Below are 21,095 nucleotides of genomic sequence, written 5' to 3' on the forward strand. Positions count from 1 at the left end.
TTTTCCTTTTAATAGAGCGCTTATTTTCCTATGGGTAAAGGCTTAACCTTTACCACGCGTTGCAGTTCTTTTTGATGCCGCTGTTTTTTCAATAAACTCAACAATCATGCCTGCAATGTCTTTGCCGGTTGCAACTTCAATACCTTCAAGACCAGGTGATGAGTTAACCTCCATCACCAATGGACCACGTGCAGAGCGAAGTAAATCAACACCCGCTACGTTTAAACCCATCGCTTTAGCAGCTGCAACCGCTGTTCTTCTCTCTTCTGGAGTAATACGAACCAATGTCGCACTACCACCTCGGTGTAAATTAGAGCGAAATTCACCTTCTTGCGCTTGACGCTTCATCGCAGCAATTACTTTATCGCCTAATACAAAACAGCGAATGTCCGCACCGCCCGCTTCTTTGATATACTCTTGCACCATAATATTGGCTTTTAAGCCCATAAACGCTTCAATTACACTTTCTGCAGCTTTACGTGTTTCAGCTAATACCACACCAATACCTTGGGTACCTTCAAGTAGCTTAATAACCACTGGTGTGCCACCCACCATGCTTAATAAATCTTTTACATCATCAGGTTTACTTGCAAAGCCTGTTACTGGCATACCCACACCTTTACGTGAAAGTAGCTGTAATGAACGTAACTTATCGCGTGAGCGAGTGATCGCCACTGATTCATTGACAGGGAATACCCCCATCATTTCAAACTGACGTAATACCGCACAGCCATAAAAGGTCACTGATGAACCAATACGCGGTACGATAGCGTCAAAATCTTTTAAATTTTCACCGCGGTAATGGATTTCAGGCTGCTCTGAATTGATGTTCATATAACAACGAAGTGCATCAATTACTTTCACTTCGTGACCACGTTGCTCTGCTGCTTCAATTAAGCGACGTGTTGAATATAAATTTTGGTTGCGAGATAAAATACCAAGTTTCATAGTTAAAAACCTTAACTGATAAACTCATACACGTAACAACGTGTGATAAGTCCTTTTCCTATAATAAATGAGATAAAGCCGGATCAACGACTATGCGATTTTCCATTGCTGTACGCCCTAACAACATTCTAAACTTCATTGTTGAACGGTTACTTAAAGTCACCCTTACAGGCCAGCTTTGGGTTCCTGCGACTAATTTTGTTTCAATAAAGTAGCGTAGCTCACGCTGACCGCTTGAACTGGTCACATACTTACGCTCAACTACTTTGGCGCGACACTCTACCGTTGTTTCTACATCGTCTTGTAGAGGATGGGTAGTAAATTTCACCCATGCTTCGCCATTTTCTGAAAATTCCTCAATGTCAAAAGCATGAATACATGAAGTTCTCGCTCCGGTATCAACTTTTGCTTTGATTTTTTCTATTCCCAGTTCAGGCAGGCCAAGCCACTCTCGCCAGCCAACAATAATTTTTGCGCTCATTAATGTGCCCTCTATAAAAAAGTGTCTTATACGCTACAGAGCTAGAAACACCAACGAAATATATTTATCCCCTCGATAAATCGATTTCATTAATATAGTCTTGACTATACTAATGTATATACTCAACTATATCGCACTATTTGTAAAACGAGAGTTCAATATGATCAATGGGTTACTTCATGTCTTAATCTTAGACGAACAAGGCGGTGCACGTGCTATTGAAAATAGTACTGAGCTGCAAAATTGGCAACCCGAACACGGAAAACTTTGGGTGCACATGGACTACAGTCAAGCTGAAGCCGTTGAATGGCTTGAGCAAAGTAATTTATTAACTGATTACGAACTTGAGTCGCTGATTGCCGATGAAACACGCCCGCGTTTAAGTAAAGTCACTAATGGTAATATGCTGTTTTTACGTGGAGTTAACTTAAACCCAGCGCAAAGTCCAGAAGACATGGTCTCGCTACGCTTGTTTATTAACGAAAACATTGTGGTCACAACACGTAAGCGCCGTTTATTATCGGTGCAAGATATTGTTGAATCGTTCGATGGCAGCAATGGTCCTTGCACAATTTCTGAGTTAGTGTGCCAATTAGCGCAAAACCTAACCTCGCGTATGCAAGCTGTTATCGACAATTTAGATGACACACTCGATGGATTTGAAGATGAAATTGATGAACCAAACAAAGGCTTTGATCATCAATCATTAGCACAAATTCGCCGCCAGACAATCGCGTTAAAACGTTATCTACGGCCACAAAAAGAAGCACTTATTACTTTGTTAAACAACAAGTATAAGTGGTTAGATGAAGACGATAAGGCACGCTTAAACGAAACAACTAATATGTTGATCCGTTATTTAGAAGAGCTAGATAGCTCAATTGAACGCGCGCAAATTATTCAACAAGCAATTACTAGCCAAGTATCTGAGCAACTAAATCAGCGCATGTATGTGATGTCGGTGGTTGCTGCATTGTTTTTACCACTTGGCTTCTTAACAGGCTTATTAGGTGTAAACGTAGGCGGTATTCCGGGCACTGAAAGCCCTTACGCATTTAGCTTGTTTATTATTTTCTTGGTGGTGCTAACCGTTGGGATTGGCATTTACTTTAAAAATAAAAAATGGCTATAGCTCGACAACCTTTTTAATTAAATCAAGGCGGACGGCATGTTCGCCTTTTTTTGTTGCCAAAATCAGGTGCTCGCCACCGGAGTTGAGTATCTTCAAGGTCTTTGCCTTACCTTCTAACTGCTCACCAGATTCTAAGGTAATGCGTAATAAAGAGTTATGCATGCACCATAATTCATATTTATCGTAGTCGCCACAGGCGATGGGTTGATAAGTCATTGGCTTTTGAGACTGCTGAAGGAATAAATCGAGCTTAGAAGATATTAAAGTGAAGAGCAAATGGCGCTCTCGGCAGGGATCGAACCTGCAACTTAGCCTCCGGAGGGCCACGTGATATCCATTTCACCACGAGAGCACATTTGTCGTCATCAATACTGACTCGCGATATCAGCATGACAACCCGGCAATGATAATGGCATCTTGTGCTAAATGCTAGCATCGAGGCCTTTATATGCACATAAATTCAGCAATTTGCATTAAAACACTTCACTTTCGTGCAGAACCAAGGTATTAACGTATACTTAATAAAATTAATAACAAGGTGGCAGTATTGCCATGTAAGGGGAATTTGATCATGAGTTTAATGTCTACAGAGCAAGTCGCGGAGTTTTTAGGTGTAAAAGTCGAACGCGTAAAACGTCTTGCTCGCGAGCATTTACTGATCTCGAAATCACAAGATGACAAAGGGGAGCCTTTGTTTGAACAAGAAGATGTAAAAAAATATAAAGAACTTGCTGAGCGAATTGGCGGTCTTTAATTTTTAGCTTTTTCTATGAAGTGGTTAAGCTGTGTAAGCAGTGGCGCCACTTTATCCATTGCACCGCGTTGTTCATACCAACAAATACATAAAAGCAAAAACAGCGCATGAAATGCCGCGAGCTTTTCAACTGATAAGTAAAACTCGTGATGTTCGCACACTAACGCTTGATATCCTTTAAGTAAAGCCAGTTGCTGCTCATCATTTAACGCAAAGCTCACTACCAGCGCAGCTAAGTCAAAATAAACATCGTTGCTTTTGGCATACTCAAAGTCGATTAAAAACATCCCCGTCTCATTCACAATGATATTTTCTTTCACTAAATCATTATGACAAAAGCCCATGTCTTTAGGCGCTGAAGCAATATAAGCCAGAGACTGTTTTATTAGCTCTGAATGTTGCTGGTACCGCGCTGTTTGCTGGTAGTAGTTAATTTCGTAGGCAATATCCATCGGTTCAGTAAGCACAGGGTAACGATGTAAATTAACTAAGTCGGGCAATAAGCTACTACCAAACTCACCGCTGGCAATGCTGCCTGCCACGTATTCGAAAATAGCCGTATCGGTTGCTTGTTCTAACCAAAGTGGGGCTGGGCAGCAGCTTTGCTTTGCAAAATGCGCTTGCGCCGCAAGGCCAATCGCCGGCCAGTGGTCGCGATAGTGCTTAACCAAGAAATCTTGGCTTGCTGTTTTAACTAGGTAGTTATCATTGCTTAGCCCCTCAACCAGCGGGCTGATTGAGGTGATAACTAAACGTGAGTTGAAGCGCGTAAAAAGCGCGTGAATTTGTTGCTCAGTTTTCATCTATAGCTGTGCAAGCGGCTTAGCCTGATGCTGCTCGTATTCTTCATACCAGGTTTTAAAGCCCCACGCGGCCATAATGGTGTAAAACACGAAAAGTACTAAGGTTGGGTAATACCCTTTTTCAAAGTATAGGTACATAGATGCCGCATCAATCACAATCCAATACAACCAGTTTTCCAGTACCTTCTTGGCAACAAGGTAGGTTGTCACCACTGCAAAACAGGTGGTAAAGCTGTCTAAATAAGCAAAATCAGCGTGGGTGTAATTGGTCATCACAAAACCAATGGCAACTGAGGCCAGTGAGGTGGCAAGCAAAATCACCGCATGACGCTTTAACGACCATGAAATAATGGGCAGATGATCTTTATTATTCATGCCCCTGCGCCAAACCACCCAACCATATACCGCCATATACATATAGTAAAAATTAAGTAGCGACTCCATCAACAGTGCGCCATTCCAGTACATTACGGTATAAATAAAGGTGCTCACAAACGCGGCTGGCCAACACCATAAGCTTTCTTTAATCGCTAACAGTAAATACGCCATCGATAAGGCAACAGCAATATATTCCCAATGCGACATGGCAGTAAAGCCTGAGAAGGTTTCGCTTAAAAATTCCATAACACGCGCTACTTTAGGGTTTAGTCTTCGCTAGGCGACAAGTCACCATGTAAGAATTTACAGACAAAAATAGCTTTACCAAACTCTTCATAAGAACGTTTGATTTCAGTATTAAGTACAGACATCACTAAATCATAGTCACCAAAAATCTGAGTAGATAAGGTATTGGTGATCACTTTAAGCCCTTCGTAACTGTTTACACGGTCAATAAAACCTTTGATAAACGGAATGTAGTCTTGATGTAGTGGGTACTTACTGATCTCTACTGAAAGTTTCATTATGATTTACCGAGTCTTTGAAAAGTATTGCATTGTAACCCGCTTATACTAACAAGTCATGGCTATGGTTATTTTTTAGTGTAAAATCAGCCCCGATAAACATTGAGGATTCATTATGGCACGCCGCATCACTTACAAATTTAAAAACCAGCCTCGCGAAATCAATTTTGCAAAAGATAAATACCGCGATATGTACCATGCCATTGCTGCGGCTGAAGGCATTGATTTAACCAATTATTTAAAGATGGAACAGCAAGTCGAAATGACTTCAAAAGGCTCTGCAGCAGTACGTAACTTTCGTGACCAAGAATTCGCACGAATGGGTTTCAGTGACGTGTATTTTATTAAAGAGTAACAAAGTTACTCTTGATACTCGTAGCTTACACGTGGGGTGATATTACAGAGTAATTCGTAAGGAATGGTTGTTGCGCACTGGGCAATCTCTTCAACGGGTAGCTCAGGCCCCCACATAATCACCTCATCACCAACTTTGATGTTGTCGCGGTTATCACCAATATCCACCGTGATCATATCCATCGCTACACTGCCAACAATACCATAGCGTTGTGATTTGATAACTACAGGTGTGCCCTGCTCGGCATGGCGTGGATAACCATCGCCATAGCCCATCGCAACCACCGCAAGCTTAGTCGGTTTATCGCTGTGCCAACGCCCGCCATAGCCAACACACTGATCGGCATCGACATCGCGTATCGCGATAACTCGCGTTGTTAAACGCATAACAGGCTCTAGTCCGTGCTGCTGCCCTACACCATTAAGCATTGGCGATACGCCATAAAGCATCAAGCCAGGGCGCACCCACTCACCATGGCCTTTTGGCCAAGCAATAATGCCAGCAGAGTTTGCAAGGCAATGCTGCTCACTTTTGCCTTCTGCCAATGAATCAAATAAGGCAATTTGCTGAGAGGTCTTTTCATCATTGATGTCATCGGCGCACGAGAAATGCGTCATTAACTTAATGTCATCACGGGCATTTGGGCTTGCTTTTAAGCGACTGTAGAAAGACTCAAATTGCGATGGCGCAATACCCAGTCGATGCATCCCCGTATTCACCTTTAACCAGCATGCAATTGGTGCATCAAGGCTTGTGTTTTCAAGCGTTGTCAGTTGATTTTCATCGTGAATAATGGTTTGAAAGTTATTGGCAAGCAAGATAGGTAAATCATCTTTATGGAAAAAACCTTCAAGCAATACAATCGGTTTTGTCAGTCCACCTGCACGTAGCGCTAACGCTTCGTCTATTCGAGCAACCGCAAAAGCATCGGCATCATTTAGATATTGGGCAATTTTTACTAAGCCATGGCCATAGGCGTTGGCTTTAAGCACTGCCATTACTTTGCAACCAGGCGCAAAGCGCTTCACTTGTGCTAAATTATGAGCAAGTGCTTTTAGGTTGATTTCGGCAATGGCTAAGCGCATTAGTATTCGTCGTCCATAGCTGGACCCGCGTAGTTATCAAAACGCGAGAATTGACCTTGGAAGGTTAAACGTACTTTACCGATTGGACCGTTACGTTGCTTACCTATAATGATTTCGGCCACGCCTTTTTCTGCACTGTCTTCGTTATATACTTCATCACGGTAAATAAACATGATTAAGTCGGCATCCTGCTCGATTGAGCCTGATTCACGTAAGTCGGAGTTGATTGGGCGTTTATCGGCACGTTGCTCTAGGGTACGGTTAAGCTGCGATAGTGCAATAACCGGACACTGCAGTTCTTTTGCCAGTGCTTTTAATGAACGAGAGATTTCAGCGATCTCTAAAGTACGGTTATCCGACAAGCTTGGCACACGCATTAGCTGCAAGTAATCGACCATGATCATACTAATACCGCCATGGTCGCGGGCAATACGACGTGCACGCGAACGCACATCTGTAGGTGTTAGGCCCGATGCATCATCAACATACATCTTACCTTTTTCCATCAACAAACCCATGGTTGACGACAGACGCGCCCAATCGTCATCATCTAGCTGGCCGGTACGAACCTTAGTTTGGTTAATACGACCTAGCGATGCTAGCATCCTCATCATGATTTGCTCTGAAGGCATCTCTAATGAGTAAATAAGTACAGGCTTATCTTGTGTCATGGCGGCGTGTTCGGCTAAGTTCATCGCAAAGGTTGTTTTACCCATCGATGGACGTGCCGCCACAATGATAAGGTCAGAAGGCTGCATACCCGCCGTCATTTTATCCAGATCGGTATAGCCGGTACTTACACCCGTCACACCATCTTGTGGCGACTGATAAAGCTCTTCAATCTTATCAACGGTTTTTTCTAAGATACTATGTAAGTTTTGTGGGCCTTCGGTGCTTTTACTACGCTGCTCAGCAATTTTGAATACTTTACTTTCAGCAAAATCAAGCAGGTCATGACTAGTTCGCCCCTCGGGGCTAAAACCAGCTTCTGCAATTTCGTTCGCAACACCAATCATTTCACGAATAACAGCACGCTCTCGTACGATATTCGCGTAAGCATCAATGTTCGCCGCACTTGGCGTGTTCTTGGCAATTTCAGCAAGGTAGGCAAAACCACCAACACTACTTAACTGATTGTTTTTCTCTAAGCTCTCAGAAATAGTGATCAAATCGATTGGATCACCCCCTTCAGCAAGATTCACCATTGCTTCAAAAATGAGCTTATGGGTGCGGGTATAAAAATCCTGTGCAACCACTAACTCAGCAACACGGTCAAACGCTTGATTATCAAGCATTAAACCACCTAAAACAGATTGCTCAGCTTCTATTGAATGGGGAGGGACTTTTAACGTATCGACTTGCTTATCTGGTTTGGCCATAACATCACAAAACTAAAATTGAATGGCTCTATTCTATCTACTTGCTAAGGCTCTGCAAATAGTAAAGCGGGAAAACTTCCCGCTTTATTGTAATTGAGTGAACTGTAATCGTTATTTCTGTTTACGAAGTTCAATGCGTCCGCTAATCGTATCCATTTCTATATCAGCATCCCCACCGTTAATACTAAATTCTAAGTCGCTAGATGGGCCGTATTTCGCCTTCGTTGCTCTGTCATCACTAAGCTCATTAACGATTTTACCGTTAGCGTGAGCTTCAATTTCAAACTTTGCCGATACATCAGCTGGGAAGTAAAACTCGGCGTCTCCACTGACTGATTCAAAACGAATATTGGCATCTTCAAGCAGCTTATTGATGTGAACTTCAGCTTCACCGTTAACGGTATTAATACGCAGTTTTTTAATTGCATCAAATGCAAAGTCGATATCACCGTTTACGTTTTCAAGACGCACATCTTGCGCTTTGGTCTTTGACTTAATGTCGCCATTCACCGCGGTAAAGCGTAAAGCACCTTGTGAGTTTTTATCGTTAATTTCACCATTAACGGTTTCAAAGCGAATATCACCGTTTAAGTCGTGGGCATTTACATCGCCATTGACCGTTTCAAAGCTCATGTTGCCGCGAATATCTTGCACTGTGATATCACCGTTGACGGTATCAATCTCTGCGCCCGCTTCAAGCTCTTTAGCACTAACTGTGACATTCACCCCAGCAAATTCAAGCTCACTGCTTTTTGGCATGTAAATGGTTAAACGAGAACCGTCACCACTATTCCAGCCACCTAAGTTACGCGGCATTTTTACGATAAATTCAACACGGCTGCCTTCAACCTCTAAACGATAACCTTGTGCTTTATCGTCAAGCTCACCTTCGATTTTAAGTTGTGGTTTATCCCACCCTTCAATGCGTACATCACCACGTTGGTTTTCAATAAAAATGCGTTTATTTGCAGGTACATCAATTTGTTCATTAATGGTTTGTCCTGCCATTGCCATCAGTGGCAGTAATCCTAAAGTTAAGGCTAGTAATTTCATAATTGTCACTCCTAAATCGTTTGCCACTTCGGTGCATGCACCTTGTTAATTAAGTCCAGTTGTTGCTGATAAACCTGCGACAGCATTTGTAATAAAGCTGGGTTTTCAGGTTCATTCTCAAGTGCTTGCTTTATGGCACTTTCGGCTTCTTCTAACTCTTTTAGTTGCTGCTGCCAGTTATCGGTTAACGCAGGTTGATTTTGATACTGCACCAACAAACCTTGCTTTTGCTTAGTAAAATAATCGCTCATTGCCATCATGCTATTTGGCTCACCTTGGCCAACAAAAAGCTGTACGGTCAATAGTGCGGCAATACAACAAGCGGCAACTGCAGCGAGTTTATTCCAGCCATGGTTTGGCTTCTCAGTTTGCTCTGGTTGCCCTGTTGCAATTGCTCGCTCAACACCGGGCCAGAGATCTTTGTCTGGGCTAATATCTTGCTGCTGGTTAAGCGAGTCATTTAAAAATTGTTCAAATTCTGGCTTACTCATTTTCATACCACTCTTTTAATAACTGCCTTGCACGGTGAAATTGCGATTTACTTGAACCGACTGCCATATCAAGCATGCTTGCTATCTCTTCATGGCGATAGCCTTCAATTGCATGAAGTACAAACACCATACGTGCTCGCTCAGGTAGTCTCAGTACTAATTTGTCAAGGCCGTTAAAGCCGTCGCAATCTGCTGCGCTTTGCTCATCCATACCGCTTTGTTCAAAACTCACTACTTTTTGAAACCAGCTTTTATGTTTGCGAATGTAGCTAATCGCAATATTGCTGGTAACACTGTGTAACCAAGTCGAAAATTGTGAGCGTCCATCAAAGTTCGCGATTTTGTGCCACAACTGTACAAACACTTCTTGTGTTGCATCTTCGGCGTGCTCTTTGTCTGCAAGCAATCGCAAACATAGGCTATAAACCCGCTTCACATGCAACTCATAAAGTGTTGCATAGGCTGCTTGATCACCGCTTTTTACGCGCTCTATCAAGGCATGCTCACTTTGCTGGGCGAACGCTTGTTCTGCATCTATCAACATCCTGGATGTTGTCCTTTATGATTATTGTTGTGAATTTAGTGTATTAGACGTAAGGAGGGATTCAAAAGGTTTAAATGAAATTAAATTTTTTTGTGTAAGCTACAAATAATTGAGCTTACACAATTTTATTTGGGGATTTACGTTATTCGGCAGGTGATGCTTCGCTTTCTTCTTCAGTTGTTTCTGCAGTTTTGTAGCTCCAACCTAAAAATACGATACGTGCCGAAGAAGCAGGCGTGCCGCCATTTTGTACTTGTAATAAACCCGCATCATAGTGAGCACCACTGCCCCCTGTTGCGGTAATTGTAGAGCCACGTACACTACCAAACAGCTCACCACTTCCCGATAGCTTCACCGTTGTCAAAGGGGCATAAATAGCCGCATATAAATTCGCAGCACCGCTAAATTGCACGCCATTTACACCATTAAATGATGAGTAGAATGATAACGACGGATGACCACTAGTAGTTAATCCTTCTTGCTCAGTAATAACTTTTGCGCCTGCGCCAATATTGACTTTTCCGGTTAATAACACAGTTAAACTACTGTCTTTTTTAATAGTCAGTGTTGTGCTCCCCGCCATCGAAAAGTCACCATCAATCAGTAAAATAACATCACCACCAGAAACTTCCATTTTGCCGTCACTGGTCATTTTGAGTCTATCAAGAGCAAAAATATACTCTTTGCTATTGCTACCATTAGCTTGGTTCTGTGCTTTAGAGTTAAACAAGAAAACATCAGCAAGGCTTGGCATAATAACTTGGCTACCACCGCGACTAAAATAGCCCTTTTCAGTATTAAGCTTAAATTGTTGCGTAGGACCTACGGAAATAGAGCTGTAACTGCTTACTTGGTCTGTGATGCCTGTCATTTTCTCTGGCAAAATTAACGGGTCGCAACTGGTATCTGGGTTTGTAGGGTCATAATCGGGTGCAGCTGGATCGGCTACAGTTACCGGTTCAACATTCGGGTTCACGTTAAATTTACGATCACTATAATGCACACCATCTTGCTGGTTATTGCTGGTATCTTTAAAATCGCCTGAACCGCCATACATAATATCCAACGCTTCGCCTTGGCTATTCGTGATGAATGTTGACCACTGCATTTTTGCATCACCATTGGCTCGCACAACCCCCGAAACAGTCCCGCCACGATGGGTATAATAACCACGGGTATAGACATTACCGTCTACACGTAAACCACTGCCAGGAGAGATATAAACACCGGAGTTCGAATGGATATTACCAATAATTGGTGATGAGCCATTTAAGTAAATAACTCCGGTCGCTTTTACATCGCCCTTTATCGGTGAATGACCCGATAGCACTACATCTGAATCACCAGCAATCGTTGAAACATCACCATCATTTGACTTGGTTTCTTCGTAGGTGCCTTTGCTCGAGTCATAGCTATCGATACTACCACTGCCCGATAAATCGACTCCCTTACAGCCCACCATCGCATTAGTGAAAACAGAGCTACCTTTCGCGCCTTGTACTGCAAAACGGGCGACTAAGTTACTTTGTGCGTCACCATCAAATCGTTGCCCTAAGCTTGCAATTTCAAGCTCACCAGCAGCATTTTGACTTAAACTGGCATTAAAAATGGCATCATCAGCAATAACACCAGAGCCCGATGCGTTACTGGTTTTACTGATCAAATCTTCAACCGCTAATACACCTTCCTCATTCAAGGTTTGTTGCAATAACTTAGCTTGTTCAAACACACCTTTTTCAGCCATTAAGCGGCTGTTTAATTTCTTTTGAAAGTTGCCACTTAAACGTTCTTGAACAACGTTTTCACGTAGCGAACTAAGCACCACTATGCTAGCCATACTGGTCAAGATCAACACTGTAATTAGGGTAAAACCATTTTGCTTGTTATACACTGCCAGCTCCGTATGCTTTGACTAATATTGCATTAGTTAAGGCAATATCAATGTTAATACCATTACCGAACTGAGCTGGTAAATCATTTGGCTTTACAGTGACTGTGACAAGCTCACCGGCGATATCAAATGACAAAGCTTCGATTCCTGTCAGTAATCGCTCTGAGGCAGCACCATCGAGTGAACACATTAAGTTGCTACCATTTAAGCTATATACTTCAACCACCTGCGCAGTTGTCGCAGAGCCATCACAAGCAATCACTCCGCTAGGTTGAGTAATGGTAATCGTGCTTTTATCTGCACTGATGGTCGGTGTTAGTTGTGCCTGCTTTATGCTGCGGGTGAATACTTTACTAGTATAGCGAATCACTTCTTGAGCGTTTTCAAGCTCTTTACTTACTTCAATCGTGCTTTTTATCGCCGAGTAAGACAAGCTCACTCCCGCTAATAAAAAAGCGCCGGCAGCCAATGCCACCATCAGTTCAACTAAGGTAAAACCCTGAACGTGTTTATTCATGAGCACACTGCCGTTAAATCAGGAAAACTGGCATTTAGACTAATTTGATTTTCTGCATTGTCTGTCATGCGTTTATCAACCCAAGCCACATTAATTTGCATGTCATCACTGTAAGTAGCTGGGATCGTCAGCTGATAATCACTCACTTGTGGCGCGAGCGAAGCTCTAAATATCGCGTCTTGAAAAAGTGCGGTATTAGTTTTTTGAATTTCACAAATGCGTGGCCACAAACGCTCAATGGTGTTTTGCCCTTGAATAAGTGACACAGTGTAATCAAAACTATTGGTTGCATATTGCAGCGATTTTAGCTGCGCTGCCGCCAAGCCTAATAATGCGATGCCAGCGATCACCACTGAAATCATCACTTCTAATAATGAAAAGCCTGCCTGCTTATTCATGCACATCCTCGCTGTGAATTTTCTACTAACCAGTTTTGGCCACTTTTAAGCACACACATCACGTAATCAGTGGTATTTGTGTGCTCATCTTTCACTAAAATTTCAGCTTGTTTATCAACTTCGCCACTGGCACTAATGGCCAATGCGACTAAATTGACGGCAACGCCGCTTTTTGTGACCGAAAATTCTTTTAAAACCGTGTCTACGCCGCCCTCGTTGAGGGTCACTTGCCAACTATTATTACTAACAGCTAGGTTAATAGGTTTGTCGCGTTTGACCGCTTCACTGCGTGCAAATTTATAAGCACTATTTAATTGATTTGCAGTAGTTACGACGCGATCTTGCAAAATTTGCTGACTAAAAGACGGGAAAGCAAGGGCTGCCATAATGCCAATAACACTCAGCACAACCATTAACTCAATTAAGGTAAACCCTGCAATTCGACGCAATTGTGTTACTCCCAGCAATCACTAAATGAAGCGCTATAACTACCATCATGTTTAACGGTTAAGTCACCACAGCGATCACTCGCTTGCGCCGAACCCGATTTAGGAGCGGCTTTTAAACTGTAGCCACGATTTTTAAAATCGCTTACAGCACCTGATACTTTATCTGTTGCTGTGTAAGTAAGGTTGTAATAGTCAGTATTTTGAGTTGCAAATGCATTGGGGTAGCCGCCATTTCGTGAATAAATTCGTTCAAGACTGGCGCTGTATTGCAGTAACTCTTGTTGAATATCTGCACGGCGACTACGTTGCATGTGCTCAGTGTAAGCTGGCAGTGCTACGCTATACAGAATCCCTAAAATAGCGATCACGATAAGAATTTCAACTAGTGTAAAGCCTGTTTGTTTACCCATTCCATGTGATACTAATGCACTTCTCAACCTTAACCCCTTAATACTTTTTAACCAGCATAATATAAATGACAGCGTTGTCAGTGTCAATTTTAACCAATTTACTTTTACTCATTCGATTATACTAATAAGAACAAAGAAATTAAGAAAAAAGAACGTATGTTCTTAAAATAGGTAATAATATAGGGTTAGTATTTGTATGTTTAAAATATAGAAACCAATACTATTGGATGGCAACTGAAGAAGCAATAGCGGTACAAAATGCTACAATTTATAAATTTCAGGCACAAAAAAGCCGCACCTAAGTGCGGCTTTTTTTACTTAATATTGCTATTAAGCTTCAGCGATAACGATTACTTTGATAGTAGCCGATACGTCTGAGTGTACTGCGATTGCTACGTCAAATTCGCCAGTCTCACGGATAGTACCTAGAGGTAAACGAACTTCTGATTTAGCAACTTCAACGCCAACAGCTGAAATAGCTTCAGCGATGTCGCGAGTACCGATAGAACCGAATAACTTGCCTTCGTCACCAGCTTTAGAAACTAGTGTAACTTCAGCTAATGCTTCTAACTTGTCAGCGCGAGCTTGAGCAGCAGCTAGATCTTCAGCGATCTTAGCTTCTAAATCAGCACGACGTGCTTCGAAAGTTTCGATGTTAGCTTTAGTTGCAGGAACTGCCTTACCTTGTGGGAAAAGGAAGTTACGTGCGAAGCCAGATTTAACTACAACCTGGTCACCTAGGCCACCTAGGTTTGCGATCTTGTCTAGTAGAATAACTTGCATGTCTCTACACCTTTTAAAAACTGTTAATCCGCTGCTTACTTATGTAAGTCAGTGTATGGAAGAAGGGCTAAGTAGCGAGCACGCTTGATAGCAGTTGCTAGCTGACGCTGATATTTAGCGCTAGTACCTGTGATACGGCTAGGTACGATTTTGCCACTTTCTGTAACATAGTTTCTAAGAGTAGCTAGATCTTTATAATCGATTTGTTGTACGCCTTCCGCTTTGAAGCGGCAGAACTTACGACGTCTGAAATAACGTGCCATGAGTAAAATTCCTCAAAAAATTCTTTCTATATGTTGAGCATGCAAGACCAATTGGCTTAAGCCGTTTCGGCCTTCGTGACGGTTTAAAAACCCCGTCACTTGCACTTGTTGCCCAACGTGCAATTGTTGAGTTTGTTGTTGCATTGGCGTGCCGCTGGCAACAACTTGAAGCCTGACATAACTATTACGGTTAAGGTCTGCTTCAACTTGCATCGATTTATGTTCAAGAACAAAAATACAATGCGGTATACCAGCAGGGCTTTGACTATATTTAGGTGTTTTACAAACAACCCCAGATAGTGTCAGCTGATTCATATAAGGATTAAGCGGTTGGCTCATCTTTTTGTCTCAACTGCAAGCGCCATGCTTGAACTCAAAACGATTAAGCAGCTGGTGCTTCTTTCTTCTCTTCTTTCGCAAGAGGAGATGCTTCAGTTACAGCGTCTTTAGTACGCATAACTAAGTTACGAAGCACTGCATCGTTGTAGCGGAAAGTAGTTTCTAGCTCGCTGATTACTTCAGTAGGTGCTTCAACGTTCATAAGAACATAATGAGCTTTGTGAAGCTTGTCGATTGGGTAAGCCAATTGACGACGGCCCCAGTCTTCAAGACGGTGGATAGTACCACCAGCTTCAGTGATAGAACCAGTATAACGTTCGATCATACCAGGTACTTGCTCACTCTGATCAGGGTGAACCATGAATACGATTTCGTAATGACGCATGGATATTCCTTACGGTTAATAGAGCCTTCTACCGTTTCGGCCAGTCGGTTTAAGGCAAGGAATTAAATTTAATAAGCCGAAATGAGCGCGCATTTTACGCTTAGATTGATAATTAAGCAAGATAAAACAGCAAGCCAAGCTAGATTATTGTGCTCTAATAATAATTTCTAAGCGCTAAAAACAAAAAACCCAGCCGAGGCTGGGTTTTTGAATTCTGAAAACTAAAATTACTTGATTTTAGCTTCTTTGAAAATCACGTGTTTACGAGCTTTAGGATCGTATTTTTTGATTTCCATTTTTTCAGGCATGTTACGCTTGTTCTTGTCGGTAGTGTAGAAAAAACCAGTACCAGCAGTTGAAACTAAACGGATCTTATCGCGCATGATTCAGTTCCTTAAACTTTTTCGCCACGAGCACGGATTTCTGTAAGAACCGCGTCGATGCCTTTTTTATCGATAATACGCATACCTTTAGTAGTAGTGCGTAGTGTTACAAAACGTTTTTCACTTTCAACCCAAAAACGGTGAGTTTGTAGGTTAGGTAGGAAACGACGTTTAGTCGCGTTTCTCGCGTGTGAACGGTGATTACCAACCGCTGGACGCTTACCTGTAACTTGACATACTTTAGACATGTCTATATATCTCCAATAACTTCGCTCGAGCTTAATTTTCCCTTAGGCCAGTATTTGTGCCCCGGGATAAATCGAAGGGCGCTCTTTATACAGCTTATACAGGCAAAGATCAAGTAACAGATCTTATCCAATCAGCTCATGTGTAAATTTGATAGCGGCTAATTATAAAGATCGAATGCCCTTAGGGAAAGTAAAAACTGCATTTAAATTAAACTAATTTCTAAAATCGCCCTAAACTGCTCATTTTTAACACACTCTCTAATACAGTTGGCTCTATATAAGCCCTCTTTCGGCAAACGAAACACAATTTTCACCACCCACTATGATGTGATCCAGCACATTTATATCGACTAAGGCTAAAGCTTGCTGCAATTTAGTGGTGATCAATTTATCGGCCTGACTAGGTTCAGCAACTCCACTTGGGTGGTTATGAGCAAGTATTAGTGCCGCCGCATTATTACGCAGCGCTGCTTTAACCACTTCACGGGGGTACACAGACGCAGCATTAATAGTGCCGTAAAAAAGTACTTCGTCTTTAATCAACTGGTTTTGACTATCTAAGTACAGCACCATAAATACTTCCTGCTGTAAGCCACGTAACTGAATAGTTAAATAGTCATACACGGCTTGTGGCGAGTTAAATAGTGCCTCGCGCTTACATTGCTCAAGCATATAGCGCCGGCTTAATTCAAGTACCGCTTGAAGCTGCACATACTTAGCAGCTCCTAAACCCTTTTGGGCACAAAACTCTTGTTCAGATGCATTAAATAAGTCGTGCAAAGTGCTGTTTATATCGAGCAGGTGCTCAGCCAGCTCAATGGCATTCATGCCCGGTACACCGGTACGTAAGAATATTGCTAATAACTCTGCATCTGAGAGTGCTTTGGCACCTTGGGCAAGTAACTTCTCCCGCGGTCTTGCTGATAAAGGTAAATCGGTTAATGGCATTGCTTCATCCTTAAAACAACTATTCCATATATTAAACTGTACTATAAAATTTAGTTTTTTCCTGTCTGTAGAAAAGAAAACTTCATGCTATCGGTAAAGATTTGCTATCGTTAGCCCATATCGACAAAGGTTAAATTTCACGTAATGACAAAATCAGTAAATAAAAAAATCCTGTTAGGTATGAGTGGTGGTATTGCAGCCTATAAATGCGCAGAACTTGTTCGCCGTTTAAAAGATCAAGGCTGTGAAGTAAAAGTCGTCATGACCGACTCAGCCAAACACTTTATTACTCCTTTAACAATGCAAGCGGTAAGCGGTGAGATTGTTTCTGATTCATTACTCGACCCAGCAGCAGAAGCCGCAATGGGTCATATCGAATTTGCCAAATGGGCAGACCTTATTTTAGTCGCCCCTGCAACCAGTAATATTTTAGCGAAAATGGCCATGGGTATTGCAGATGACTTACTGACGACCCTACTACTGGCTACCCCTGCAAAAGTGGCGGTTGCACCTGCCATGAACCAACAAATGTATGCCCACCCTGCTACACAAGCAAACCTTGCCACACTTAATGAGCGTGGCGTGGCTATTTGGGGCCCAGGTAAAGGCGAGCAAGCCTGTGGTGATGTAGGCGCAGGACGCATGTTAGAGCCTCATGAGTTAGTCGCGCTTTGTACACAACCTGAAGTAGAGCCATTACTTGCAGGCAAAACCATCACGATTACTGCAGGACCAACCCGAGAAGCCCTCGACCCGGTTCGTTATATCTCTAACCACAGCTCAGGCAAAATGGGTTATGCCCTTGCAGAAGCTGCACTTGCGCTAGGTGCAAAGGTAAATCTGATTTCAGGCCCCGTAACAATTAAAGCACCTGCTAATGCCCTGCTTACTAATATAGAAAGTGCTGAGCAATTACTTACCGCCTCAATGGAACTGGCCGCGCAATCGGATGCTTTTATCGGCTGTGCAGCAGTGGCTGATTACCGTGCAGCTGCAATTCATGAGCAAAAGATGAAAAAGCAAGGCGATGAACTAACCCTTACTTTAGTTAAGAACCCAGATGTCATCGCTAATGTCGCAGCACTTAGCGAAAACCGCCCTTATACCGTTGGCTTTGCGGCAGAAACTCAAGATGTTGCAAGCTATGCACAAGGTAAGTTAAAGAACAAAAATCTCGATATGATCTGCGCAAATGACGTATCAAAAGAAGGCCTTGGCTTTAATTCTGATCATAATGCTTTAACACTCTTCTGGCACAATGAGCAGCTAGATTTAGCAATGGGAAGTAAAAAAGATTTAGCCATGAGCGTAATGACTGAGCTTGCCAAGCGTTTGTAAAAATGCTGGAAAGAAACTGAATAAAACATTAACATAAGCCACTCATTTGCACAAAAAATGGCTTGTCTGACTCCCAACAGCGCAAGTAATAAATTATAAGAAAGGAATGGTCATGCCTGCGACAAAAAGAAGTAATCGCAAAGAGCAGATTCTGCAAGCACTCGCACAAATGTTAGAAACCAGCCCAGGTCAACGTATCACAACCGCAAAACTTGCGGCTGAGGTCGGTGTGTCTGAAGCTGCGTTATATCGTCATTTTCCGAGTAAAGCACGGATGTTTGAGGGCCTAATCGAGTTTATTGAAGATACCCTGTTATCACGCATTAACCTCATTTTAGAAAATGAGAAAGAAAGCCAAACACGTGTCTACAATATTTTGCTGTTATTGTTAGCCTTCGCCGAGAAAAACCCGGGCATTACCCGCATTTTGACCGGTGATGCCTTACAAGGTGAACAAGAGCGTTTACGTGAACGTGTACAAGGCTTATTTGAAAAGCTAGAAACTCAGTTCAAGCAAGTGCTACGCGAGCGCAAACTGCGCGAAGGTAAAGCATTCCAGTCAGACGAAAGCACCCTAGCCAACTTCTTACTCGCCTATGTAGAAGGTAAGATGAACCAATTCGTGCGCAGCGACTTTAAAGCAAAACCCAGTACACAATTTGAAAAGCAATGGCCAGAGTTACAAAAGATTTGGTTGTAGTTCAAGTTTTATTAGCTGGTAGTTAAACTACCAGCTTAATACCTACCTTATATACACTTGATTTGAAAAATATTTCTTTTTTGAGTTAGTTAATTGAATTTCGGCCTGGTTACCAACAAGCTGCAATAGTAAGCCCTGAGCAATTTCCCTTTCACCCAGTTTCGATTTCACAACAACTTCTTTTCCTATTGCTCCTTGCAACCTCGGTTTAGGGAAACTCGCTTTAGTAACTGGTTTTAGCCCTTCATTTTCAACAAACAAATTTAGACAATGCTGCTTAGCGGCACTGATCCAGTCATCATGGGATTTAACAATATCAACGTTATTTAAAAAGTGTATCAACGCACTATTTCGACTACTAAATTCACTCGAAACATCGGCCATATTTTTAACTTGCGCCCATTTACGAATAACAACGTACTTGCCTTGCGTGAGCCTCGCTAAACTCGTCGATGCGCCCGTCATCCGGCTATACCATTCGATTCTATAACAAGAAGAACCCAAGCTATGAAGTAGAATAGTCGTATTGCCAAATTCCTTAGTACTGCCCTCAATAACACTCACTTTCAATCCTTTAAGCAAAAGTAAATCAGACTTAAAGGATATGAAGAACAAGCCGTTATGATAATGAGTGACTTTCTTAGTAAGCCTAAGAAATATTCCTAGATTGCAGAGAATGGTTAAACAACTTAAAGGGGTAATCGAGATTAAAGAGCAAAGAATGATGATTCATTTTGAATATTGAGCGGAGTGGATTTTCTCCGCCCAAAAAGCAAAAAGCCCACAGTTTTCACTGTGGGCTTTCTTTAAATTTGGTGAGTCAGCCAATAAGCCGGGTTCTGTCGTGGATAATCATTCGTCTAGGCCATAAATTGCTCTATGGCTCAAGCAACCTACCCGGTTCTCACGTGGGCCACGCGTTCATTATTTAAAATGATAGAACCCTATTTGGTCTTGCTCCGGGTGGAGTTTACCTTGCAACCAACTGTTACCAGTGGCCCGGTGCGCTCTTACCGCACCCTTTCACCCTTACCAACCGAAGTTGGCGGTCTCCTCTCTGCTGCACTTGTCGTAGGCTCGCGCCCCCCAGCCGTTAGCTGGCACCCTGCCCTGTGGAGCCCGGACTTTCCTCCCCCTGCGTATTTTCGTTGCAGGCAGCGATTATCTCGGCTGACTCGGCGCGCAGTATACCTGAGCGCGCACGTCTATGCAGTAAAGAATTAGTCTTTTTCGTCAATAATTGCTTTATAAAGTGCATTTTTCTTCAAACCAAAATACTCAGCCACAACACCACAGGCTTTTTTCAGTGGCATTTCGGCTTCGAGTAAACCTAGCATGCGGCGCGCATCTTCTGGAATATCGTCACTTTGCTTTGCTTTACCCGGTAGCATCAGTACGATTTCACCACGCTGCTTAGTGGGATCATCCGTTAAGAACTGTTTTAGCTCGGCAACTGTGCCATTGAAAAAGGTTTCGAAAGTTTTGGTAAGTTCTTTGGCAAACACTACTGGCTGCTCTGCACCGAGAGCTGCTTCTAAATCATCAAGGCTCGCCATTATACGGTGGGTACTTTCATACATGATGCTAGTAATACCTGAGTTTACCGCTTCGATAAAAAAGCTCTGCCTTGCTTTACTCTTTGCAGGTGTAAAACCAATAAACTGAAAACGATCTGTTGGTAAACCAGAACAACACACCGCGGTAATTGCAGCACATGCCCCCGGCACCGGCGTGACGTGCGCGCCTTGTTCACGGCATAAATTAACCACCGCATAACCTGGGTCGCTAATAAGTGGCGTGCCGGCGTCAGATACCAGCGCAATATTCATTCCTTGCTCTAACCAATCTACAATTTGTTGCGCTTTTTGTTTCTCGTTATGGTCATGTAAAGCAAAGGTTTTTGCTTTGATATTAAAATGGCTTAACAACTTTCCTGTGTGACGAGTATCTTCAGCGGCTATTAAGTCAACCTCAGATAGGGTTTGGATGGCACGCTGGCTGATGTCATCAAAGTTACCAATAGGCGTGGCAACAATGTAAAGAGTGCCGATTTTATCTGAATTGTCCTCATTTAACATTGAGGTCTCCTGCGTCAGTCAGTAATATAAGCAAATCG

Annotated in this window: 30 protein-coding genes, 1 tRNA gene and 1 other RNA gene; 5 read left to right on the forward strand and 27 right to left on the reverse strand. The window is 42.5% G+C overall.

Features of this window, described 5'->3' with window-relative positions; translation table 11 throughout:
* Positions 1-42 precede the first annotated feature (42 nt).
* On the reverse strand, positions 43-948 hold the full coding sequence (gene rimK, locus NO991_RS19555; protein ID WP_054554209.1) for a 30S ribosomal protein S6--L-glutamate ligase: 906 nt from the start codon (positions 946-948) through the stop codon (positions 43-45).
* Positions 949-1,006: 58 nt separating this feature from the next.
* A complete protein-coding gene (locus tag NO991_RS19560; RefSeq protein WP_054554208.1) occupies positions 1,007-1,429 on the reverse strand; it encodes an ATP-dependent zinc protease in 423 nt (140 codons plus the stop codon).
* Between the two features lie 160 nt (positions 1,430-1,589).
* On the opposite strand from NO991_RS19560, the gene zntB reads away from it, so the two are divergent.
* Positions 1,590-2,561: a zinc transporter ZntB gene (gene zntB, locus NO991_RS19565; protein WP_054554207.1), complete on the forward strand. Its 972-nt coding sequence runs from the start codon at positions 1,590-1,592 to the stop codon at positions 2,559-2,561.
* Here the strand turns inward: zntB and NO991_RS19570 are convergent.
* Positions 2,556-2,777 (reverse strand): Rho-binding antiterminator, encoded by a 222-nt coding sequence (locus tag NO991_RS19570; RefSeq protein WP_194442935.1) that lies wholly within the window; start codon positions 2,775-2,777, stop codon positions 2,556-2,558. The two genes, zntB and NO991_RS19570, sit on opposite strands and share 6 nt — an antisense overlap.
* A gap of 61 nt (positions 2,778-2,838) precedes the next feature.
* Positions 2,839-2,913 (reverse strand) — tRNA-Arg (locus NO991_RS19575).
* Positions 2,914-3,132: 219 nt separating this feature from the next.
* Here NO991_RS19575 and NO991_RS19580 point away from each other — a divergent pair.
* The gene (locus tag NO991_RS19580; RefSeq protein ID WP_054554205.1) at positions 3,133-3,315 is read left to right on the forward strand and encodes a hypothetical protein; all 183 of its coding nucleotides are present in this window, start codon (positions 3,133-3,135) and stop codon (positions 3,313-3,315) included.
* Here the strand turns inward: NO991_RS19580 and NO991_RS19585 are convergent.
* From NO991_RS19585 to NO991_RS19595, 3 genes are read right to left on the reverse strand one after another with little or no spacing between them, the layout of a single operon-like run.
* Positions 3,312-4,118, reverse strand: a complete 807-nt coding sequence (locus NO991_RS19585; protein ID WP_300362501.1) for a phosphotransferase family protein — start codon at positions 4,116-4,118, stop codon at positions 3,312-3,314. The two genes, NO991_RS19580 and NO991_RS19585, sit on opposite strands and share 4 nt — an antisense overlap.
* Positions 4,119-4,742 (reverse strand): nicotinamide riboside transporter PnuC, encoded by a 624-nt coding sequence (gene pnuC, locus NO991_RS19590; protein ID WP_058583797.1) that lies wholly within the window; start codon positions 4,740-4,742, stop codon positions 4,119-4,121.
* A gap of 20 nt (positions 4,743-4,762) precedes the next feature.
* Positions 4,763-5,020 (reverse strand): YkoF family thiamine/hydroxymethylpyrimidine-binding protein, encoded by a 258-nt coding sequence (locus NO991_RS19595; protein WP_054563401.1) that lies wholly within the window; start codon positions 5,018-5,020, stop codon positions 4,763-4,765.
* Positions 5,021-5,135: 115 nt separating this feature from the next.
* Between NO991_RS19595 and NO991_RS19600 the strand changes: the two genes are divergently transcribed.
* Positions 5,136-5,375, forward strand: coding sequence for a DUF2960 domain-containing protein (locus tag NO991_RS19600; RefSeq protein WP_054554201.1), 240 nt, complete (start codon positions 5,136-5,138; stop codon positions 5,373-5,375).
* 5 nt (positions 5,376-5,380) lie between these two features.
* Here the strand turns inward: NO991_RS19600 and alr are convergent, their stop codons facing one another.
* The 17 genes from alr to radC form a co-directional block, all read right to left on the reverse strand.
* Positions 5,381-6,460, reverse strand: a complete 1,080-nt coding sequence (gene alr / locus NO991_RS19605) for an alanine racemase (RefSeq protein ID WP_300362495.1) — start codon at positions 6,458-6,460, stop codon at positions 5,381-5,383.
* Positions 6,460-7,839, reverse strand: a complete 1,380-nt coding sequence (gene dnaB, locus NO991_RS19610) for a replicative DNA helicase (RefSeq protein WP_054554199.1) — start codon at positions 7,837-7,839, stop codon at positions 6,460-6,462. Before dnaB ends, alr begins: the two co-directional genes overlap by 1 nt.
* A gap of 111 nt (positions 7,840-7,950) precedes the next feature.
* The gene (locus tag NO991_RS19615) at positions 7,951-8,892 is read right to left on the reverse strand and encodes a DUF4097 family beta strand repeat-containing protein (RefSeq protein WP_058583800.1); all 942 of its coding nucleotides are present in this window, start codon (positions 8,890-8,892) and stop codon (positions 7,951-7,953) included.
* Positions 8,893-8,903: 11 nt separating this feature from the next.
* Positions 8,904-9,389 carry a hypothetical protein gene (locus NO991_RS19620; protein ID WP_187491037.1) on the reverse strand — a complete coding sequence of 162 codons (486 nt, stop codon included), beginning with the start codon at positions 9,387-9,389 and terminating at the stop codon, positions 8,904-8,906.
* On the reverse strand, positions 9,376-9,927 hold the full coding sequence (locus NO991_RS19625) for an RNA polymerase sigma factor (protein WP_054554197.1): 552 nt from the start codon (positions 9,925-9,927) through the stop codon (positions 9,376-9,378). The genes NO991_RS19620 and NO991_RS19625 overlap by 14 nt, the downstream gene beginning before the upstream one ends.
* A 142-nt stretch (positions 9,928-10,069) precedes the next feature.
* Positions 10,070-11,818 carry a polymer-forming cytoskeletal protein gene (locus NO991_RS19630; RefSeq protein WP_371352320.1) on the reverse strand — a complete coding sequence of 583 codons (1,749 nt, stop codon included), beginning with the start codon at positions 11,816-11,818 and terminating at the stop codon, positions 10,070-10,072.
* Complete coding sequence (locus NO991_RS19635) at positions 11,811-12,335, reverse strand: prepilin-type N-terminal cleavage/methylation domain-containing protein (protein ID WP_371352321.1); 525 nt, start codon at positions 12,333-12,335, stop codon at positions 11,811-11,813. The genes NO991_RS19630 and NO991_RS19635 overlap by 8 nt, the downstream gene beginning before the upstream one ends.
* Complete coding sequence (locus NO991_RS19640) at positions 12,332-12,733, reverse strand: prepilin-type N-terminal cleavage/methylation domain-containing protein (protein ID WP_054554195.1); 402 nt, start codon at positions 12,731-12,733, stop codon at positions 12,332-12,334. Before NO991_RS19640 ends, NO991_RS19635 begins: the two co-directional genes overlap by 4 nt.
* Positions 12,730-13,182: a GspH/FimT family pseudopilin gene (locus tag NO991_RS19645; protein WP_371352322.1), complete on the reverse strand. Its 453-nt coding sequence runs from the start codon at positions 13,180-13,182 to the stop codon at positions 12,730-12,732. The genes NO991_RS19640 and NO991_RS19645 overlap by 4 nt, the downstream gene beginning before the upstream one ends.
* Positions 13,183-13,187: 5 nt before the next feature.
* Positions 13,188-13,619 (reverse strand): type IV pilin protein, encoded by a 432-nt coding sequence (locus tag NO991_RS19650; protein WP_327077894.1) that lies wholly within the window; start codon positions 13,617-13,619, stop codon positions 13,188-13,190.
* A gap of 303 nt (positions 13,620-13,922) precedes the next feature.
* Positions 13,923-14,375 (reverse strand): 50S ribosomal protein L9, encoded by a 453-nt coding sequence (gene rplI, locus NO991_RS19655; protein ID WP_054554192.1) that lies wholly within the window; start codon positions 14,373-14,375, stop codon positions 13,923-13,925.
* Between the two features lie 35 nt (positions 14,376-14,410).
* Positions 14,411-14,638, reverse strand: coding sequence for a 30S ribosomal protein S18 (gene rpsR, locus NO991_RS19660; protein WP_002962753.1), 228 nt, complete (start codon positions 14,636-14,638; stop codon positions 14,411-14,413).
* 12 nt (positions 14,639-14,650) lie between these two features.
* Entirely contained in the window at positions 14,651-14,953 is a 303-nt protein-coding gene (priB, locus tag NO991_RS19665) for a primosomal replication protein N (RefSeq protein ID WP_036973732.1), read from the reverse strand.
* A 67-nt stretch (positions 14,954-15,020) separates the two neighbouring features.
* Entirely contained in the window at positions 15,021-15,362 is a 342-nt protein-coding gene (gene rpsF / locus NO991_RS19670) for a 30S ribosomal protein S6 (RefSeq protein ID WP_036973113.1), read from the reverse strand.
* Positions 15,363-15,589: 227 nt separating this feature from the next.
* Positions 15,590-15,745, reverse strand: coding sequence for a 50S ribosomal protein L33 (gene rpmG / locus NO991_RS19675; protein ID WP_022946036.1), 156 nt, complete (start codon positions 15,743-15,745; stop codon positions 15,590-15,592).
* An 11-nt stretch (positions 15,746-15,756) separates the two neighbouring features.
* On the reverse strand, positions 15,757-15,993 hold the full coding sequence (gene rpmB / locus NO991_RS19680) for a 50S ribosomal protein L28 (RefSeq protein ID WP_036973115.1): 237 nt from the start codon (positions 15,991-15,993) through the stop codon (positions 15,757-15,759).
* Between the two features lie 273 nt (positions 15,994-16,266).
* Positions 16,267-16,941 carry a DNA repair protein RadC gene (gene radC, locus NO991_RS19685; protein WP_294409771.1) on the reverse strand — a complete coding sequence of 225 codons (675 nt, stop codon included), beginning with the start codon at positions 16,939-16,941 and terminating at the stop codon, positions 16,267-16,269.
* Positions 16,942-17,085: 144 nt separating this feature from the next.
* Here radC and coaBC point away from each other — a divergent pair, with 144 nt between their 5' ends.
* Both coaBC and slmA read left to right on the forward strand, forming a co-directional pair.
* Positions 17,086-18,279, forward strand: coding sequence for a bifunctional phosphopantothenoylcysteine decarboxylase/phosphopantothenate--cysteine ligase CoaBC (gene coaBC, locus NO991_RS19690; protein ID WP_235374046.1), 1,194 nt, complete (start codon positions 17,086-17,088; stop codon positions 18,277-18,279).
* A gap of 112 nt (positions 18,280-18,391) precedes the next feature.
* A complete protein-coding gene (slmA, locus tag NO991_RS19695; protein ID WP_166339573.1) occupies positions 18,392-18,979 on the forward strand; it encodes a nucleoid occlusion factor SlmA in 588 nt (195 codons plus the stop codon).
* Between the two features lie 42 nt (positions 18,980-19,021).
* On the opposite strand, the gene NO991_RS19700 is transcribed toward slmA, so the two are convergent.
* From NO991_RS19700 to rsmI, 3 genes are all read right to left on the reverse strand, one after another.
* Positions 19,022-19,543: a hypothetical protein gene (locus NO991_RS19700; RefSeq protein ID WP_054554188.1), complete on the reverse strand. Its 522-nt coding sequence runs from the start codon at positions 19,541-19,543 to the stop codon at positions 19,022-19,024.
* Between the two features lie 248 nt (positions 19,544-19,791).
* Positions 19,792-20,157, reverse strand: an RNA gene (rnpB, locus tag NO991_RS19705) — RNase P RNA component class A.
* 42 nt (positions 20,158-20,199) lie between these two features.
* Positions 20,200-21,057: a 16S rRNA (cytidine(1402)-2'-O)-methyltransferase gene (gene rsmI, locus NO991_RS19710; protein WP_058585920.1), complete on the reverse strand. Its 858-nt coding sequence runs from the start codon at positions 21,055-21,057 to the stop codon at positions 20,200-20,202.
* Positions 21,058-21,095 lie beyond the last annotated feature (38 nt).

The organism is Pseudoalteromonas sp. DY56-GL22, assembly GCF_041414715.1.
Classification (GTDB): Bacteria; Pseudomonadota; Gammaproteobacteria; order Enterobacterales; family Alteromonadaceae; genus Pseudoalteromonas; species Pseudoalteromonas simplex.

What these genes read in the sequence shown, in the direction of transcription:
- dnaB (WP_054554199.1), bottom strand. Translation starts at nt 7,839, where the DNA reads ATGGCCAAACCAGATAAGCAAGTCGATACGTTAAAAGTCCCTCCCCAT.
- rpmB (WP_036973115.1), bottom strand. Translation starts at nt 15,993, where the DNA reads ATGTCTAAAGTATGTCAAGTTACAGGTAAGCGTCCAGCGGTTGGTAAT.
- slmA (WP_166339573.1), top strand. Translation starts at nt 18,392, where the DNA reads ATGCCTGCGACAAAAAGAAGTAATCGCAAAGAGCAGATTCTGCAAGCA.
- priB (WP_036973732.1), bottom strand. Translation starts at nt 14,953, where the DNA reads ATGAATCAGCTGACACTATCTGGGGTTGTTTGTAAAACACCTAAATAT.
- rplI (WP_054554192.1), bottom strand. Translation starts at nt 14,375, where the DNA reads ATGCAAGTTATTCTACTAGACAAGATCGCAAACCTAGGTGGCCTAGGT.
- rimK (WP_054554209.1), bottom strand. Translation starts at nt 948, where the DNA reads ATGAAACTTGGTATTTTATCTCGCAACCAAAATTTATATTCAACACGT.
- NO991_RS19615 (WP_058583800.1), bottom strand. Translation starts at nt 8,892, where the DNA reads ATGAAATTACTAGCCTTAACTTTAGGATTACTGCCACTGATGGCAATG.
- rsmI (WP_058585920.1), bottom strand. Translation starts at nt 21,057, where the DNA reads ATGTTAAATGAGGACAATTCAGATAAAATCGGCACTCTTTACATTGTT.
- zntB (WP_054554207.1), top strand. Translation starts at nt 1,590, where the DNA reads ATGATCAATGGGTTACTTCATGTCTTAATCTTAGACGAACAAGGCGGT.
- NO991_RS19560 (WP_054554208.1), bottom strand. Translation starts at nt 1,429, where the DNA reads ATGAGCGCAAAAATTATTGTTGGCTGGCGAGAGTGGCTTGGCCTGCCT.
- NO991_RS19580 (WP_054554205.1), top strand. Translation starts at nt 3,133, where the DNA reads ATGAGTTTAATGTCTACAGAGCAAGTCGCGGAGTTTTTAGGTGTAAAA.
- pnuC (WP_058583797.1), bottom strand. Translation starts at nt 4,742, where the DNA reads ATGGAATTTTTAAGCGAAACCTTCTCAGGCTTTACTGCCATGTCGCAT.
- coaBC (WP_235374046.1), top strand. Translation starts at nt 17,086, where the DNA reads ATGACAAAATCAGTAAATAAAAAAATCCTGTTAGGTATGAGTGGTGGT.
- NO991_RS19635 (WP_371352321.1), bottom strand. Translation starts at nt 12,335, where the DNA reads ATGAATAAACACGTTCAGGGTTTTACCTTAGTTGAACTGATGGTGGCA.
- radC (WP_294409771.1), bottom strand. Translation starts at nt 16,941, where the DNA reads ATGCCATTAACCGATTTACCTTTATCAGCAAGACCGCGGGAGAAGTTA.
- NO991_RS19620 (WP_187491037.1), bottom strand. Translation starts at nt 9,389, where the DNA reads ATGAAAATGAGTAAGCCAGAATTTGAACAATTTTTAAATGACTCGCTT.
- NO991_RS19570 (WP_194442935.1), bottom strand. Translation starts at nt 2,777, where the DNA reads ATGACTTATCAACCCATCGCCTGTGGCGACTACGATAAATATGAATTA.
- NO991_RS19585 (WP_300362501.1), bottom strand. Translation starts at nt 4,118, where the DNA reads ATGAAAACTGAGCAACAAATTCACGCGCTTTTTACGCGCTTCAACTCA.
- NO991_RS19595 (WP_054563401.1), bottom strand. Translation starts at nt 5,020, where the DNA reads ATGAAACTTTCAGTAGAGATCAGTAAGTACCCACTACATCAAGACTAC.
- rpsR (WP_002962753.1), bottom strand. Translation starts at nt 14,638, where the DNA reads ATGGCACGTTATTTCAGACGTCGTAAGTTCTGCCGCTTCAAAGCGGAA.
- rpsF (WP_036973113.1), bottom strand. Translation starts at nt 15,362, where the DNA reads ATGCGTCATTACGAAATCGTATTCATGGTTCACCCTGATCAGAGTGAG.
- rpmG (WP_022946036.1), bottom strand. Translation starts at nt 15,745, where the DNA reads ATGCGCGATAAGATCCGTTTAGTTTCAACTGCTGGTACTGGTTTTTTC.
- NO991_RS19640 (WP_054554195.1), bottom strand. Translation starts at nt 12,733, where the DNA reads ATGAATAAGCAGGCAGGCTTTTCATTATTAGAAGTGATGATTTCAGTG.
- NO991_RS19625 (WP_054554197.1), bottom strand. Translation starts at nt 9,927, where the DNA reads ATGTTGATAGATGCAGAACAAGCGTTCGCCCAGCAAAGTGAGCATGCC.
- NO991_RS19600 (WP_054554201.1), top strand. Translation starts at nt 5,136, where the DNA reads ATGGCACGCCGCATCACTTACAAATTTAAAAACCAGCCTCGCGAAATC.
- alr (WP_300362495.1), bottom strand. Translation starts at nt 6,460, where the DNA reads ATGCGCTTAGCCATTGCCGAAATCAACCTAAAAGCACTTGCTCATAAT.